12 protein-coding genes are annotated in these 16,867 nt (G+C 65.6%); 1 reads left to right on the top strand and 11 read right to left on the bottom strand.

From position 1 onward, the window contains the following. Positions 1-84: 84 nt before the first annotated feature. Genes ACQCSV_RS09000 through ACQCSV_RS08990 form a run of 3 tightly spaced genes read right to left on the bottom strand, consistent with a single transcriptional unit; the run spans position 85 to position 3,204 of the window. Positions 85-1,611, bottom strand: coding sequence for an ATP-binding cassette domain-containing protein (locus ACQCSV_RS09000; RefSeq protein ID WP_354154292.1), 1,527 nt, complete (start codon positions 1,609-1,611; stop codon positions 85-87). Between the two features lie 2 nt (positions 1,612-1,613). Further along, complete coding sequence (locus tag ACQCSV_RS08995; protein ID WP_354154293.1) at positions 1,614-2,357, bottom strand: energy-coupling factor transporter transmembrane component T; 744 nt, start codon at positions 2,355-2,357, stop codon at positions 1,614-1,616. Positions 2,358-2,367: 10 nt separating this feature from the next. After that, on the bottom strand, positions 2,368-3,204 hold the full coding sequence (locus tag ACQCSV_RS08990; protein ID WP_354154294.1) for an ECF transporter S component: 837 nt from the start codon (positions 3,202-3,204) through the stop codon (positions 2,368-2,370). Between the two features lie 459 nt (positions 3,205-3,663). Here ACQCSV_RS08990 and ACQCSV_RS08985 point away from each other — a divergent pair, with 459 nt between their 5' ends. After that, on the top strand, positions 3,664-5,088 hold the full coding sequence (locus ACQCSV_RS08985) for a mycothione reductase (RefSeq protein ID WP_354154295.1): 1,425 nt from the start codon (positions 3,664-3,666) through the stop codon (positions 5,086-5,088). 9 nt (positions 5,089-5,097) lie between these two features. Here ACQCSV_RS08985 and ACQCSV_RS08980 read toward each other — a convergent pair whose 3' ends face one another. From ACQCSV_RS08980 to ACQCSV_RS08945, 8 genes are all read right to left on the bottom strand, one after another. Continuing rightward, the gene (locus ACQCSV_RS08980) at positions 5,098-6,123 is read right to left on the bottom strand and encodes a nucleoside hydrolase (protein WP_354154296.1); all 1,026 of its coding nucleotides are present in this window, start codon (positions 6,121-6,123) and stop codon (positions 5,098-5,100) included. A 12-nt stretch (positions 6,124-6,135) separates the two neighbouring features. Then, positions 6,136-7,113, bottom strand: coding sequence for an aldo/keto reductase (locus ACQCSV_RS08975; RefSeq protein WP_354154297.1), 978 nt, complete (start codon positions 7,111-7,113; stop codon positions 6,136-6,138). A gap of 11 nt (positions 7,114-7,124) precedes the next feature. After that, positions 7,125-7,685, bottom strand: coding sequence for a hypothetical protein (locus tag ACQCSV_RS08970; protein WP_354154298.1), 561 nt, complete (start codon positions 7,683-7,685; stop codon positions 7,125-7,127). Next, the gene (locus ACQCSV_RS08965; protein WP_354154299.1) at positions 7,682-8,299 is read right to left on the bottom strand and encodes a DUF402 domain-containing protein; all 618 of its coding nucleotides are present in this window, start codon (positions 8,297-8,299) and stop codon (positions 7,682-7,684) included. The genes ACQCSV_RS08970 and ACQCSV_RS08965 overlap by 4 nt, the downstream gene beginning before the upstream one ends. Further along, positions 8,296-10,269, bottom strand: coding sequence for a 1-deoxy-D-xylulose-5-phosphate synthase (dxs, locus tag ACQCSV_RS08960; RefSeq protein WP_426939485.1), 1,974 nt, complete (start codon positions 10,267-10,269; stop codon positions 8,296-8,298). Before dxs ends, ACQCSV_RS08965 begins: the two co-directional genes overlap by 4 nt. Before the next feature lie 128 nt (positions 10,270-10,397). Further along, positions 10,398-13,208: an aconitate hydratase AcnA gene (gene acnA, locus ACQCSV_RS08955; RefSeq protein ID WP_426939484.1), complete on the bottom strand. Its 2,811-nt coding sequence runs from the start codon at positions 13,206-13,208 to the stop codon at positions 10,398-10,400. A gap of 152 nt (positions 13,209-13,360) precedes the next feature. Then, a complete protein-coding gene (locus tag ACQCSV_RS08950; protein ID WP_426939483.1) occupies positions 13,361-14,776 on the bottom strand; it encodes a class I SAM-dependent RNA methyltransferase in 1,416 nt (471 codons plus the stop codon). Next, entirely contained in the window at positions 14,773-16,749 is a 1,977-nt protein-coding gene (locus ACQCSV_RS08945) for an APC family permease (protein WP_354154303.1), read from the bottom strand. The genes ACQCSV_RS08950 and ACQCSV_RS08945 overlap by 4 nt, the downstream gene beginning before the upstream one ends. Between the last annotated feature and the right edge of the window lie 118 nt (positions 16,750-16,867).

Below are 16,867 nucleotides of genomic sequence, written 5' to 3'. Positions count from 1 at the left end.
AAGAGTTTTTGGTCAGATAACGTCCCCTGAAGGTCCTTAAATCCGCGTTATCTGACCAAAAACTCCAGCGTTTGTCACTGGCCCTCAAATACCCCGCAGGCGGCCGGCCTCGAGGCACACCAGCCGGTGCGCGATGGACCGGGCGTAGTCCAGGTCGTGGGTGACCAGCACGACGGCGGTGCCATCGGCCGTCGTGCTGCGCACCACCCGGTCCAGCCGGTCCAGCCCGGGGCCATCCAGGGAAACGGTTGGCTCATCGAGTGCAAGCACTGAGGGACATCGGGCCAGTACCGTCGCCAGGGCCAGCAGGCGCTGCTGGGACGCCGGCAGTTCCGCCGGGTGCCGCCCGGCAAGGTGATCCAGGCCGACTGCGGCAAGGGCGCGCTGCACCGCCTGGTCTGCCGCGAGCCCGTCGCGTCCGAGTCCGAAGCGTACTTCCCGTTCCACGGTCCGCTCAAACAGCTGGTCCCGGGGCTGCTGGAAGAGGAGCCCAACGTCGCGGGACACCTGTCCCGCCGGGTGCCCGCCGATGTCCCGCCCCTTGACCAGCACGCTGCCTGCCGTTGGTTGGAGCAAGCCGTTGAGGTGCCTCAGCAGCGTGGACTTTCCGGCGCCGTTGGGACCTGTCACCGCCAGGATCTCGCCCGCACTGACGGTCAGGCTCAGTCCGTGCAGGACCGCGTCAGCCGGCGGGCCCGGTTGTGAACTGAACCAGCCTCGGCGCTGCGTCCCCCCGTACGAGAACGAGACGTCACGCAGCTCCAAAGCCGGCGGACCGTCGACGGCGGATTGATACTCGGCTCCTGCCAGCGGCCGGGGACCTGCATGCGGGCGGGGGCAAACCACGCCCGCCAGTTCCAGCGCCCCGGCGGCCACGATTTCTGCCGGCGTGCCAGTCGCCGCTACGGTACCACCGGTGAGGACCAGCCACGTATCGGCGGTGTGCAGGAAGGCCTCGGCACGCTGGCTCATGATCACGACGGCGGTGCCGTCTTGTGCCAGGTTCCGCACCAGGGCAGCGATAACTTCGGCTCCGTCCGTGTCGAGGGAGGCGAAGGGCTCGTCCATCACGAGAACTGCGGGGCGCTGAATGACCGCGCAGCCGATGGCCAGGCGGCGGAGCTGACCGCCGGAAAGCGTGGCGGGATCCCGGTCCAGCAGGTGGGCCAGGCCGGTCAGGGCTGCTGTGTCCCGGACGGCGCCGACCATACTCGCACGGTCAACCCCCGCGTTTTCCAGGCCGAAGGCCAGCTCTTCGGCCACCGTGACCCGGACCGTGGACAAAGCGCCGGCCGGATCCTGCGGCACAAAGCCCACCTGGCGGCCCCAGCGGCCGGGATCGATCTGCGGATCGGCAGCTGCTCCGGTGAACCTGGCGGACGTGCCGGCGAGCTCAAAAAAACCCGTGAGTGTCCCGCAGTCGCCGGGCAGCAACCAGCCGGCGAGGACGCGTCCCAATGTTGATTTGCCGCTGCCGGAACCGCCAAGGACCGCTGTCAGCGATCCTGGGGCCAAGGTCAGGCTTATGCCCGCCAGGACGGGTTCCGTTTCGCCGGGGAAGACGAATTTCTCGATGCCGGCAGCCAAGGCCGGCGGTGGGGTCTGCACCATTGCTAAGCACCCGCCGTCGGCTGCCAGAGGCGGAAGGCGATGGCCGCCAGCGCCGCGAGCAGCAGAACCAAGCGCGCCCACCGCTGGACCGGAGGATCCAGCACCTGACGGTAACTGGTGATTGGACCGGCACTACCGAAACCGCGGGCCTGCAGGGCCGCAGCGCGGGTGCCTGCTTCCTCCACGAGGGACAGCAGCAGGGGAACCGCCTGCCACCGGAACGCGGCAGTCCGCCCGGGAATTCCAGGCCTGATCACCAGGCCACGCGCTTCCTGGGCCTGCCTGATCCGCTCCAGCCGTGAACTGATGGCCGGCAGCAGCGTCAACGTGGAGGCGAGCACAAACGCGAACCGGGCGTTGACACCGCGGGTGGACAGGACAGCCACCAAGTCCGGAACGCTGACGGTGAAGGAACCCAGCAGCAGCACAAGCACGGCCGCGGAAAGCTGCGCTGCCCGCTCAAGCGCAAACTGCAGGCCTTGTGCTGTGACACGCGCCGGTCCCCACTGCGCCAGCACGGTGGTGCCCTCAGGAAAGAACAGTCCGTGCAGGGCCAGCAGCGACAGCACCAGCGGGACCAGAATGACCGCCGCCGCCGGCAGCATCCGGCGCGCCGCTCCCTGCGCGACCGATAAACCCACGGCCGCCGCGATCACGGTGAGGGACATCGGCCAGCTGGCAGCCGCCGTCGTTATCACTGCCGTGCTGCCGGCAGCCGCCAGCGATGTCAGGGGGTGAAGTCGCATCAGGGGTGCGTCAGGCGTCCTGGCCGGTGGGCTGGTCGCCGGGGTGATTGGCGGCTGTGCCGGCCAGTACGCGGTACTGCCGGACAAAGGGGAACTGGAGTCGCGTGCGGCGAGGGAGGGAGTAGACCAGGACGGCGACGAGGGTAAAGACGATGGCCTTGTCCATGGGGTCCGAGATCAGGGCCTGCTTGGTGATGGCGGCGAGCAGGCTGTCCCCCATGGAGCGGAAGGCGCTTACAATGGCGCCGGTGGCGAGGCCGGAGGTGCCGCCGAAGACGAAAGCGGCAACGGGAGCTGAGACCACACCGCCAATGACACCGGTCAGAAAACCCGCCACCGGGGCCAGATAGAAGCGCCGGAACAGGCCATAGCGCGCGGCGAGGCCGGCCAGGCAGCCGATCAAGGCCGCACCGGCGGCGAAGGGCAGGACGGTCGGGTTGAAAAAGGACCAGATAATGCTGCTGAGGGCACCCGTAGCGGCCCCGGCGGCGGGTCCGGCGAGAACGGCGATCAGGACGGTGCCGATGGCATCAAGGTAGAACGGGACCAGGGTGCTGCCGACGAATTGTCCCAGGACAATGTTCAGCACCAGGGCCACCGGAATCAGCACCAGCGTGGAGACCGGCAGCGTGGGCAGCACGCCGATGATCAGGAGCACGGCGCCCACGAGGAAGCCGGACAGGGCGATCAGGGCCGAGGCGCTGCCCGGGCCGCCGGTGATGTCCGCGGGCTGGTTCAGGACCAGGTAGATGTACGTGCCGGCGATGGCTACCGCTCCGAGGACTTCCAGCAGTCGGCGGTTGCGGGCGGTGGCCGGCGTTTGCGGCGGCAGCGTGAGCGATGACATGGCGTTCCTTCTGGGGGTGCAGGCTGTGGCGCCCGGATGCCCGGGCGGTGCGGAACGCCGCCTATGTCACCTCGGCGGCAACCGGGGGCGTCTGCGCCGGCCCGGGTCCGGCATCAGTCTACCGTCCGTCTCCCGTAGCCTCTTCCCGGCGGGTGGTGTCGTGTTCACCTTTGTGGCGTGCTTCCTTGAGGTGGTGTTCCAGCTACTCCTCCGCTGCCCGCAGCCGCAGCACGACAGTTCGCATCAGCTGGGTGGTTGGCGCTGCTGCATGCGCGTGCTGATGCGGCCCTCCCGTCCCGCAGGTCTTCTTCGTGTTTGTCGCTCAGAGGGCATCGCCCCACCGGATTGGACTATGGCGAAGGCCAGCTGCACGGAGCCACCCGCGCCGTAAACCGGCCGTACGATGGGGAGTAGGCGCGCAAGCCGCTGCCCGCCCTGCTGTCCTTCCGAAAGGCACAAATGCCCCACTACGACCTGGCCATCATAGGATCCGGATCCGGCAATTCTCTGATCACCCCGTTCTGGGACGACAGGAAGGTGGCCATGATCGACGACGGCGTGTTCGGCGGCACGTGCCTGAACGTCGGCTGCATCCCCACGAAGATGTTTGTCTACCCAGCGTCCTTGGCCGCTGCTCCCAAAGAAGCCGCCCGGCTGGGGGTAGATCTGAGCCTGGACAAGGTCCGCTGGAATGAGGTGCGGGACAGGATCTTTGGCCGGATCGACGCGATTTCCGAGTCCGGCCGGCGGTACCGGGCCGATGAACTGGCCCATGTGGACCTGTACCAGGAGCACGTCCGGTTCACCGGTCCCCGGACGCTCAGCACTGATTCCGGCGTGGAGCTCACCGCGGACCGGGTAGTGGTTGCCGCGGGCTCCCGGGCTGTGCTCCCCGATGTGCCCGGCATTGGCCTTCCACAGGTGCACACCTCGGACACCGTGATGCGCATCGATGGTCCGCCCGAACGGGTGGTGGTGGTTGGCGGCGGGTACATCGCCGCCGAGTTCGCTGCCGTGTTCCACGGTTTCGGGGCCAAAGTGACCCAGGTGAACCGTTCGCAGCGGCTGCTGCGCGGGAACGACGCCGAAATCGCCGGGCGCTTCGCCGCGGCCGCGGCCGGCCGCTGGAAGCTCAAGCTTGGCTACTCGCTCCAGGCGGTGGAGGACAACGGCGACGGCAGCGTCACCGTATTTTTTGCGGACAACGACGGCAAATGGCTGCGGGTCGCAGCGGACATCGTCCTGCCCGCCACCGGGCGGGTGCCGAATACGGACCGGCTGGGTGTGGACGCCGCCGGCTTTGACGTGGACGAGGACCATACACTGTCCGTGGACGCGAGCCTTAGGGTCCTCGCCGGCGGCACGCCCGTTGACGGTGTTTACGCTTTGGGCGACATCGCCAACAGCTACCAGCTCAAGCACGTCGCCAACCGGGAGGCCCGGGTAGTGGCGCACAACCTGGAACACCCGGACCGGCTCCGGACCATCGACTACACCGCGGTGCCCTTTGCCGTGTTCAGCAATCCGCAGGTGGCCTCCGTAGGCCTGACTGAGGATGATGCCCGGGAGCAGGCCGCAGCAGGGTCGGACATTGTCACCGCAGTCCAGGATTACGGCTCCACCGCGTACGGCTGGGCCATGGAGGACGAAGAAGGTGTGGTCAAGCTGGTGGCGGAACGTTCCACCGGCCGGCTGCTCGGCGCGCACATCATGGGCCACGAGGCCTCGCTCCTGATCCAGCCGCTGGTCCAGGCGATGGCCACTGACGTATCTGTCCACCAGCTCGCACGGGGCCCGTACTGGATCCACCCGGCCCTGACGGAAGTGGTGGAGAACGCCCTGCTTGCCTTGGACGTTGAGGTGCCCGAAGACGCGCCATTGTAGGGCTGGTCTTCAGCCGACCCTGCGGGCAAGGCGCCCCAGGGAACCCACCAGTTCGTCGAAAGCCTGCGCTGGGTTGTTGTCGGAGACGACCCGGGCATTGTGCGGCCGGTTCCACAGGTTCCGGTAGTCCGCCACCGTGGTCCCCATCAGCATGGCCGACTCAACCTCCACGTCCACCGTGGCAGGCCGGGTGCTGTATTCCAAGGTGCCGGCTGCCACGCCGGCGGCGAAATAGTCGTGGACGTGCGCCAGGTAGCCCTGGTCATAGTGACGGTGGAATTCGAAGTAGAAGCGCAGCGCATCGGACAGGTGCCGCACCAGCGAGTTCCCGGACGTGCTTCTGAGCCCTTCGGCCTGTTCCGGCAGCACAAGTTCCTCCACAGCACAGCCTGCCGCCGCGGCCAGCCGCCGCACATGCTCCGGGCGCATCTCCATCCGCTCCGTGGTGTCCAGGGAGCAGACGATGGGCAGCCGGTCGGCCGGCAAGCCCCGGTAGGCGGCATAGACTTCCTTGGCCGCATGCGGATCAACGTGCGTGTTCCACTCTGCCGTGGGTGTGGTGTTCCCCTGGTGGTAGAAGCTTCCTCCCATGATCACCACGCGTCCCAGCAGTTCGGGCAGCCGGGGTTCGCGCCGGATGGCGAGGGCGAAATTGGTCAGCGGCGCGGTGATCAGGGCTGTCAGCTCCCCAGGATGGGCACGAGCGGCCTCCACCCAGACGTCGGCGGCGTGCCGTGGAGACACCGTGCCCGCCGGCGGGGGCAGGACTGCGTATCCCAACCCCTGGGGGCCGTGGGTTTCCGGCGTTGTCACCAGCGGGATGCCCAGTGGGGTCAGGGCGCCGACGGCGACCTCCACGTTGGGCCTGCCGCACAGCTCCAGCAGCGCGATGGTGTTGCTTGCCACCTGGTGGGCATCCACGTTTCCCGGGGACGCCGTCACAGCCAGGAATTCCACGTCCGGCAAGGACGCCAGATAGGCCAGCGCCAGGGCGTCGTCGATCCCGGTATCCACGTCCAGCAGCAGCCTGGTCATCGGCGGGGTTTCCTAAAAGAGAGCTACTTGGGGGACCTTCGGGAAGATCGCATCCAGTTCCGCGAGCTCCGCCCGTGACGGCACCCAGGCGACAGCGGCCGCATTTTCGCGGATCTGCTCCGACGTGGTGGCTCCGGCGATCACGCTGCTGACGGCAGGCTGGGCCGCGAGCCAGGAGAAGGCCACCTGGATCTCGGTCAGGTCGCGTTCTGCGGCGAAGGAACTGAAGCGCTGGAGCTGGTCCCAGTCGGCATCGTGCACCATGTTGGTGCGTGTATGGCTCAACCTCGAGCCGGCGGGAGCCGTGCCCGGCGAGTATTTGCCCGTCAACAGTCCGTTGGCCAGCGGGAAGTACGGCAGGACGCCCAGGCCGTAGGCTTCTGCCGCGGGCGTGACCTCCTGCTCGGCGCGTCGGTCCAGGAGATTGTAGTGGTTCTGGGTGGAGATGAACCGCGTGCCGCCGGCGGCACGCGCCACAAATTCTGCCTCTGCAATCTGCCAGCCGGCGCGGTTGGAGTGTCCGATGTAGCGGACCTTGCCACCGGTGACCAGGTCATCGAGGGCACTCAGCGTCTCATCAATCGGAGTCAGGGGGTCGGGGGTGTGGAACTGGTAAAGGTCGATCCAGTCTGTGCCCAGCCGCCGCAGCGAGGCCTCCACGGCACGGACAATGTAGCGCCGGGACCCCCGGGCGCCAAAGTCGTTGCCGTTGGCGCCCCTTACGTCCATGCCGAACTTGGTGGCTACCAGCACGTCATCACGCCTGCCGGCCAGGGCCTTGCCCAGCATCGTCTCGCTGAGTCCGGGCTCGCGCCCGTAGTTGTCGGCGACGTCGAAAAGCGTCACGCCGGCATCCAGTGCGGCGTGGACGACGGCGTCAGTCCCGGCCTGCGATTCGGTCACCGTGTTGGCGCGGCCCAGGTTGTTGCAGCCCAGTCCCACCACGGAGACCGTCAGCCCGGAGTTTCCCAGGCGTCGGTAGTCAGGCATGTTTTTCTCCTCTAGAGGCTGAAGGTGTTGGCAGGCTTCGCGGAGTGCTTGAGTTTGAAGTTGACCGGTTCGCCGTAGGTGGCTGCCCCGATGCTCAGCTTGGTAAAATCGAGGTCTTCGCCGCGGCTGCAGACCTTGATAGCGCTGACGGCCTTGTTCACGTCGGGGCAGAGGCAGAAGATGTTCAGCTTGTAATCGCTAAACTCTGAGCGTTCCACGGTTCCCAGGCCGCGCCAGGCCAGGTGGCTGATGAGGGCGTCTTTCGCCTTTTCCTCAAGGTAGCGGTCACGGTCGGTACCCTCCTTGGTTTTCAGGGCGAACTGAGCCACCACCCAGAACTGGTCCTCGTCGGGGATTTCGGCGAAGCCGTCCTCCGCGCACTGCACGGCAAAGGCATCCATGAGGCCCTCCACCGCAGCGGCGTCAGCCACATCGGTCTCTTCGGTTTTGCTCTGGTGCCCAACCACGCCGTAGTTCATCACAAACTGGCTGTAGTCCTCGTCGAACCAGCCTTCACGGAAGTGCAATGTTCCTTCATCGTCCCGTTTGTAGACCCTGATGATTCCGCTCATGACCGTCCTTTCGTGAACCATTCGACGTCTGTTCCGTCGAATGGTGCGTGCTCTGCCTTGACGGCCTGATAAAGCTCATCCGCGGCGGCCTGGATGGCATCCACTAGCCGGTCCGGGTAATTCATGGCAATACGGTGCTCGGCGAACTCGTCCTGGTCATCGATGAAGACGCCACGGCCGGCCATGCGGATCACGTCCAGGTCCATGTCGATCACGTGGAACTCGGTGACCGCGGGCCGGATGTCCGTCCACTCGTGGGCGACGGCGAGGTCAACGTAGACCCTGACTCCGCTGGGATGGTCGTCGTCATAGAACGTGGCAACCCAGTCTCCGGACCGCGGTACCAGGAGCACGGCGTCGGACGCGGTGTAGAAGGCAGCACCCGGGCGCGAACAGAATTCGTTGGTTCCCTGGAAGATCCACCAGCCGTGCCGGTCTTCGCCGAGGTAGCGCCCCGGGACCACCCAGTGGGCTTTACCGTTCCATTTCCGGTTCCGGGCCACCACCAGCTGGCCCGGCTGCAGCCCCGCGGGGACGCGGGTGGTGCTGGTGTGCCTCGCCGGATGTGAATCCCCGACGCCGGCCGGATACTTCAGTGCGTCTTCTTCCCTCACAGGATGGGCAGGCTGCCGGTGGTGGGGTGCTCCTGGCCCGGCAGTGGGCGAGCGAAGGGGACCTTTGTGCCCAAAACCTGGGCGACGACGTCGTGCGTGATCTGCTGGGCCGTCAGCCCGACGCGCTCCAGCACCTGGCTCCGCGTGCCGTGGTCCAGGAACTCCGCAGGGAGCCCAACCTCGTTCAGCGCGGTGTCAACGCCGGCTGCCCGCATTTCCTGGCGGATCCGCGATCCCACGCCGCCTGCCCTGACACCGTCCTCGATGCAGATGACCAGCCGGTGGTGGGAGGCCAGCGCAATGATGGAACGCCGCACGGGCAGCACCCAGCGCGGGTCCACTACGGTGGTGCTGATGCCTTGGGCGCCCAGGCGGTTGGAAACGTCGAGGGCGAGTTCGGACATGGCTCCGACGCTGACGATCAGGACATCGTTTTCGGTGGACCCGGCGGGGCGGCGTGCCAGCACGTCAACGCCGTCGCCCAGCCGTTCGATGGCTTCCACTTCTGCGCCCACGGTGCCCTTGGAGAAGCGGACCACGGTGGGGGCGTCACTGATAGCCACGGCTTCGCGGAGTTCTTCCCGCAGCCGGGAGGCGTCGCGGGGCGCGGCCAGGTGGAGTCCGGGCACGATTTGGACCATGGCCATGTCCCACATGCCGTGATGGCTGGCCCCGTCCGGGCCGGTGACGCCGGCGCGGTCCAGGACGATGGTGACGCCGGCTTTGTGCAGTGCCACGTCCATCAGGAGTTGGTCAAAGGCGCGGTTCAGGAAGGTGGCATATATGGCCACCACGGGGTGGAGCCCGCCGAAAGCCATGCCGGCGGCGGACGTCAGCGCATGCTGCTCGGCGATGCCGACGTCGATCACCCGGTCCGGGTGCTTGGCCGCAAACTTGTGCAGGCCCACGGGAATGAGCATGGCCCCGGTGATGCCCACAATGTCGGGGCGTTCATCTGCGATCTTCGCGATCTCGTCGGCAAAAACAGATGTCCAGGACTGTGCCCCGGAATGTCCCGTCGGTTCGCCAGTTTCCGGATCGATAATACCGACGGCGTGGAACTGGTCCGCTTCATGGGCCCGGGCCGGGGCGTAGCCGTGCCCTTTTTCGGTCATGGCGTGGACAATCACCGGGCCGGCGTAGTTCCTGGCCGTGGATAGTGCGTGCTCCATGGCCTGCAGGTTGTGGCCGTCGACCGGGCCGATGTACTTCATGCCGAGGTCTTCGAACATGCCCTGCGGCGCCCACCAGTCCTTGATGCCCTTTTTCATGGCGTGCAGGCTCTTGTAAGTGAACTGGCCTACGGGGCCGCTGTTCTGGAGCTTCTTCTTCCACCAGTCCAGAGTGCCCTCATAGGCAGGGGCTGCGCGGAACGAGTCGATGGTTGGGCGCAGTGAGGCGAGGTAGTCCGCGAAGCCGCCCACCGTGGGGGCATAGGAGCGGCCGTTGTCGTTGACGACGATCACCACGCGGCGGCGCTTGTCTGCCGCAATGTTGTTGATGGCTTCCCACGCCATGCCGCCGGTCAGGGCGCCGTCACCCACAACCGCGACGGTGTATCGGTCGCCTTCCCCGGTCAGCTGCCGTGCCCGGGAGATGCCGTCCGCCCAGGAGAGGGAAGACGACGCATGGGAGCTTTCCACAATGTCATGCTCGGACTCGGCGCGGGACGGGTAGCCGGACATGCCGCCCTGCTGGCGCAGGGTACTGAAGTCCTGGCGGCCGGTGAGGAGCTTGTGCACATAGGACTGGTGGCCCGTGTCGAACACGATGCTGTCCCGGGGCGAATCGAAGATGCGGTGCACAGCAAGGGTCAGTTCCACGACGCCGAGGTTGGGCCCGAGGTGTCCACCTGTCTGGGAGACGTTGGTGATCAGGAAAGTCCTGACCTCAGCGGCCAGCTCTTCGAGCTGCTTGTCAGACAGCTGGTTCAGGTCCTGCGGATTCCGGATGGTGTCCAAGATTCCCAATGACCCCTCCTTCGGGTGGTAGACGTGCCTGTTAACTCTAACGCCTCGCGGAAATGCAAAGCCGAAGCCCCGGCTGGTCGGTGACCGGCCGGGGCTTCGAAGGGGTGCTGCGTGGGTTCAGGTTCCGGCTAGTTGGCGGAGATCTGGCGCAGGACGTACTGCAGGATGCCGCCGTTTCGGTAGTAGTCGGCTTCGCCCGGAGTGTCGATGCGGAGCACTGCATCGAATGACTTGGCGGAGCCGTCTTCTGCTGTGGCGGTGACCTTGAGGGTCTTGGGCGTGGTTCCTTCGTTCAGGGCAATGACGCCCTCAACCGCGAAGGTTTCCGTGCCGGTCAAGCCCAGGGTGGCTGCGGATTCTCCAGCCGGGAACTGCAAGGGCAGGACGCCCATGCCGATCAGGTTGGAGCGGTGGATACGCTCGTAGCTCTCGGCGACGACGGCCTTGACGCCCAGCAGGGCGGTGCCCTTCGCTGCCCAGTCACGCGAGGATCCGGAACCGTATTCCTTGCCCGCCAGTACCACCAGCGGGGTGCCGGCTGCCTGGTAGTTCTGCGCGGCGTCGTAGACATATGCCTTCGGGCCGTCAGCCTGGGTGAAGTCGCGGGTGAAGCCACCTTCGACGCCGTCCAGGATCTGGTTCTTGATGCGGATGTTCGCGAAGGTGCCGCGGATCATGACTTCGTGGTTGCCACGGCGTGAGCCGTAGGAGTTGAAGTCCTTGCGCTCAACACCGTTGGCCAGCAGGTACTGGCCGGCGGGGGTGTCCGACTTGAAGGAACCGGCCGGGGAGATGTGGTCGGTGGTGACCGAATCGCCCAGCTTCAGCAGCACGCGTGCGCCGGAGATGTCCTGGACGGGTTCCGGCTGCGCCTTGATGCCATCGAAGTACGGGGGCTTCCGGACGTAGGTGGAGTTCGGATCCCAGGCGAAGGTATCGCCGGCCGGGGTGTCGAGCGCCTTCCAGCGCTCGTCGCCGTCAAAGACGCCTTCGTAGCCGCGGGCGAACATGTCCTTGTCGATCGAGGAATCGATGACCTGCTGGACCTCTACCGGGTTGGGCCAGATGTCCTTGAGGAAGACGTCGTTGCCTGCTTCGTCCTTGCCCAGGGAATCGGTGTCGAAGTCGAAGTCCATGGAACCGGCCAGGGCGTACGCGATGACCAGCGGCGGGGAGGCCAGGTAGTTCATCTTCACGTCCGGATTGATCCGGCCTTCGAAGTTGCGGTTACCGGAAAGCACCGCGGTAACGGAGAGGTCGTTGGCCTGGATGGCCTCGGAGATCTCGGCGTCCAGCGGTCCGGAGTTACCGATGCAGGTGGCGCAGCCGTAACCCACGATGTAGAAGCCAAGCTTCTCAAGGTACGGGGTCAGGCCAGACTTGTTGTAGTAGTCGGTGACAACCTTGGACCCGGGGGCCACGGAGGTCTTGACCCACGGCTTCGAGGTCAGGCCCTTGTCGACGGCGTTGCGGGCCAGCAGGGCTGCCGCCAGCATCACCGAAGGGTTGGACGTGTTGGTGCAGGACGTGATCGAGGCGATGGATACCGCGCCGTGGTCCAGCTCGAACTCGCGGCCGTCTTCGGTTTTGATGTGCACCGGGTTGGACGGACGCCCGTGGGCGCCGTTCGCTGCGGACACAACACGGCTTGTCTCGGTGGTGTGCGAGTCGGCGTGCGTGAATGACGGGGCGTCCGATGCGGGGAAGGACTCGTCCAGGGACTCGTCCACGCTGCCGTCTTCGATGGCGACGTAGTTATGGATATCTTTGCGGAACTGTTCCTTGGCATCCGTCAGCTCAATGCGGTCCTGGGGACGCTTGGGGCCGGAGATGGAGGGAACAACCGTAGACAGGTCCAGCTCGAGGTACTCGGAGAACTTGATCTCGCGGGAAGCGTCGTGCCAGAGGCCCTGCTCCTTGGCGTAGGACTCCACGAGCGCCACATTTTCGTCCGAGCGGCCGGTGAGGCGCAGGTAGTCCAAAGTGACGTCATCGATGGGGAACATTGCCGCGGTGGAGCCAAATTCAGGGCTCATATTGCCGATGGTGGCGCGGTTGGCCAGCGGCACGGCCGCGACACCTTCACCGTAGAATTCGACGAACTTGCCCACAACACCGTGCTTGCGCAGCTGCTCGGTGATGGTCAGCACCACGTCCGTGGCGGTGGCGCCGGCCGGAATGGACCCGGTCAGTTTGAAGCCCACAACACGCGGGATGAGCATCGAGACAGGCTGTCCCAGCATGGCCGCTTCGGCTTCGATGCCGCCAACGCCCCAGCCCAGGACACCCAGGCCGTTGACCATGGTGGTGTGCGAGTCGGTGCCGACGCAGGTGTCCGGGTAGGCCCGGAGAACGCCGTCGATTTCGCGGGTCATGACAGTGCGCGCCAGGTACTCGATGTTGACCTGGTGCACAATGCCGGTTCCCGGGGGAACAACCTTGAAGTCATCGAATGCGGTCTGGCCCCAACGCAGGAACTGGTAACGCTCACCGTTGCGCTGGTATTCGATCTCCATGTTGCGCTCCAGCGCCCCGGAGTTACCGAAGGCGTCGATCTGCACGGAGTGGTCAATGACCATTTCCGCCGGAGCGAGGGGGTTGACCCGCTTGGGGTCGCCGCCGAGTTCCTTGACCGCTTCACGCATTGTCGCCAGGTCCACCACACAGGGGACGCCGGTGAAGTCCTGCATGATCACGCGGGCAGGCGTGAACTGGATTTCTGTATCGGGCTGGGCATTAGGATCCCAGCCAGCCAAGGCTCGCACGTGATCGGCCGTGATGTTCGCGCCGTCCTCGGTCCTCAACAGGTTTTCAAGCAATACCTTGAGGCTGAACGGAAGGTTTTCTGCACCTTCAACGGAGTTCAACCGGAAAATTTCGTATTCGGTTCCGGCTACATTAAGTTTGCCTTTTGAACCGAAGCTGTCCACAGTGCTCATCGCAGGACTCCTCTCGCAACAGTTTCATCTTTGTCGCGCGGTAGACCGCTTTCTAGTTAGGCAGGCCTAATTAGTGCTGGCCACAAAAATTGCAGGAGGTCAGCCGTGAATACGGGGCGCGACGTGGGATTACTACCGCCATCCTAGTAGCATCACGGACCCGGCGTCAGCAACGCCACCGTCTCCAGGTGGTGGGTGTGCGGATAGAGATCGAACGCCCGCAAGCCCGCCAGGGACCAGCCTGCCTGCTGGAAGTACCCCACGTCCCGGGCAAACGATGCCGGATCACAGGATACGTAGGCGATGGCGCGCGGACCAGCAGCGATCAGTTGGCTGACCACGGGCTTCCCGGCGCCGGCCCGGGGCGGATCCAGCACGATGGCGTCGAAATTCCGCGGCTTTTGGCGGAGGACACGTTCCACGCGTCCGACCTCGATCTCCACCTGCGGCGCACCGTGAAGGTTCTTCCGGGCGTCCCGGCTGGTTCCCTGTGCACTTTCGACCGAGAGAACGGACCCGGTCTCCCCCACCGCGTCAGCCAGCGGAGCGGTGAACAGCCCGGCGCCGGCGTAGAGGTCTGCCACTACGGCACCCGGTTCAAGGAATCCGCCGGCGTGGAGGAATTCTGTGATGGCCCCCACAAGCGTCCCGGGCGCGTCGCGGTGGATCTGCCAGAAACCTGCGCCGGTGACCCTGTAGTTGTGGCCGGCCGCGGTCTCCTGGACCCAGGTCCGGCCCCGAAGCTGCGCAACGTCCCCGGTCAGGGGGTCGAAAGTGGCCACCGAAACGTCGTCCGGAAGCTGTACCGCGATGGCGCTGAGCCGTTTGGGCTTGGTGCCGGGAGCCGGAGCCAGCAGCACCAAGGGGCGTGAACCGTTCGACGGCGCCGCCACCTCCACGCGTTCGATGCCTGTCAGGTCGAGGTCCCACAAACGCAGCCGGTTGATGCCCTCCGATGCGAGCGGCATCTCCCGGACAGCAATGATGTGCTCGGATCGGTGCGCGTGCATGCCAAGTTTGCCGCCCGGGGTCACCGAGAAGCTGGCGCGCGTCCGCCAGCCCAGGCCAGTACCGGCGTCGGACGTTGGCACCGTCTCCTCGCCTGAATCCGCCCCGCCCGCGGCCACGGCCTCAACTACGTTTCCGAGGTCCAGCCCGTCGGGCAGGTGTTCGACCGCGGCGAGCCGCTGAAGCTGCTCGGCCAGTACCGCCGACTTGAGCGCGCGCTGGCGGGCCAGCGAGATGTGGCCGAATTCGGCCCCGCCCACCGGCGGATGCCCGTGGCCCCAGGCGCGGAGGGAGTCCGCCGGGCGCCAGAAATGCTCCACCCGGTCCGGGGAGGCCTCCAGCACCTCAACAACGTCGGCGCGCCAGAACTTGGCCGACTCCCCCGCGTCGGTGAGGCGGACGCGTACCTTTTCGCCGGGGATGCCGTGCCGGACAAAGATCACCCTGCCCTCGTGCCGGGCCACACAGTGGCCGCCGTGGGCCACCGGGCCGACGTCGAGAACCAGTTCGGTGGGGGCTGCCGGGGCAGCTGAGGAGTGGGTCTGGGTCTGGGGGTTCATCGGATATCCTGCATGTTTTTGGCTTCTTCGGACGATTTCAACTGCCACGGGACACTGGCCACCATCACGCCAGGTTCAAAGTGCAGCCGGGTTTTGATGCGCAGCGCCGTCTGGTTGTGAACCAACTGTTCCCACCATTTGCCGACCACGTATTCGGGGATGTAGACCACGATCAGGTCGCGGGGGGAATCACGGCGCATGTTCTTGACGTATTCCATAATGGGCGTGATGGTTTCCCGGTACGGGCTGGCGAGGACGGTCAGCGGCACGGGGATCTCCAGCTTTTCCCAATCGGCAACCGTGTGCGCGGTTTCTTCTGCGTTGATGTCCACCGTGATGGCGTCCAGCCGCGACGGCCTCGACGCCCGGGCGTAGGCCAGGGCACGCAACACCGGCTTGCGCACGTGGGACACCAGCAGTACCGCGTGGACCCTGGATGGCAGGGCACGCGGCGAGGAGTCCTCGTCCACGGCCAGTTCCTTGGCCACGTTGTCATAGTGTGCCCGGATGCTCCACATGATCAGGAACAGGATGAACATGGCCAGCAGCGCGATCCACGCGCCTTGCTGGAACTTGGTGATCAGCACGATCACCAGCACCAGTGACGTCATGCCGAACCCGATGCTGTTGATGGTGCGGGACTTCACCATCCGGCGTCGGGTGGCTTTGTCCTTGGCGAGCTTGAGGTGCCTCCCCCAATGCCGGATCATGCCCAGTTGGCTGAGGGTAAAGGAGATAAAGACGCCCACGATGTAGAGCTGGATCAGCTTGGTGACGTCGCCGTTGAACGCGATGATCAGCACCAGCGCTCCGGCGGCCAGGGCAAGGACACCGTTGCTGAACGCCAGGCGGTCTCCCCTGGTCCGCAACTGGCGCGGCAGGTAGCCGTCCTGGGCCAGGATGGAGCCAAGTACCGGGAACCCGTTGAACGCGGTGTTCGAGGCGAACACCAGGATCACACCCGTGGCGGCGACCACGATGAAGAACAGGATTGAACCCGGGCCGAAGATGGTCTGGGCGATCTGGCTGATGGCAGGACTCTGGATGTAATCCTCCGGCAACGGCAGGCCGTTCATCAGGAATTCCGTTGCCGGATCCAGCACGATGTGCACCTTCGTGGCGTTGGCCAGGAAGATGATGCCGGCCAGCATGGACGAGGCGATGACGCCGAGCAGCAACAGCGTGGTGGCCGCGTTTTTGCTCTTCGGTTTCTGGAAGTTCGGCACACCGTTGCTGATGGCCTCAATGCCGGTCAGCGCGGCGGCGCCGGAGGAGAACGCCCGGAGCAGGAGGAAGGCGCCGGCCAGGCCCACCAGCCCTTCGTCGAAACCGGGAGCCGGCACAATCTCGAAGGCCGCCGACGGTGCTTCGCCCAGCTGGCCTGTCGCGGCCTGGAAGACGCCTACCCCTGTCATGCCGAGGATCGCCGCCATAAAAATGTACGTGGGGACAGCGAAAACGCTGCCGGCTTCCTTAATGCCGCGGAGGTTGACAAGGGCCAGGATTACGACGCCGATCGTGGCGAACAGGGCCTGTTGCCCATGCAGGGAAGGCACGGCCGTGGTGAGGTAGGTGGCCGCCGAGGACATCGAGACGGCCACCGTCAGGACGTAGTCCACCAGGAGGGCTGAGGCCACGGTCAGCCCGGAAAACTTGCCCAGGTTTTCGTTGGCGATCTCGTAGTCTCCGCCGCCGGAAGGGTACGCGTGGACGTTCTGCCGGTATGAAGCGACCACCGTGAGGAGGACAACCATGACGGCCAGGCCCACCCACGGCGAAAAAGCCACAGCGCTCACGCCGGCCAGGGCCAGGGTGAGCAGGATTTCATCGGGCGCGTAGGCCACCGATGACAGTGCGTCCGAAGCGAAAACCGGGAGTGCTATCCGTTTGGGGAGCAAGGTATGGGCGAGCCTGTCATTCCTGAAGGGCCTGCCCACCAGCACCCGTTTCACGGCATTCAATATTGTCAGCACTCCACAAAGCTAGTCTGATTCGCCGCCCATGTCATGACGGCGTCCGTGCGGATGCAGTACGCGCGCTGCCGGTAGAGTTCTAGCAGCAGCAACAGGCTACGGAAGTTGAGGAGATACG

The organism is Pseudarthrobacter sp. S3 (assembly GCF_050156905.1).
Classification (GTDB): domain Bacteria; phylum Actinomycetota; class Actinomycetes; order Actinomycetales; family Micrococcaceae; genus Arthrobacter.
This window is presented reverse-complemented; position numbering and strand designations above follow the sequence as displayed.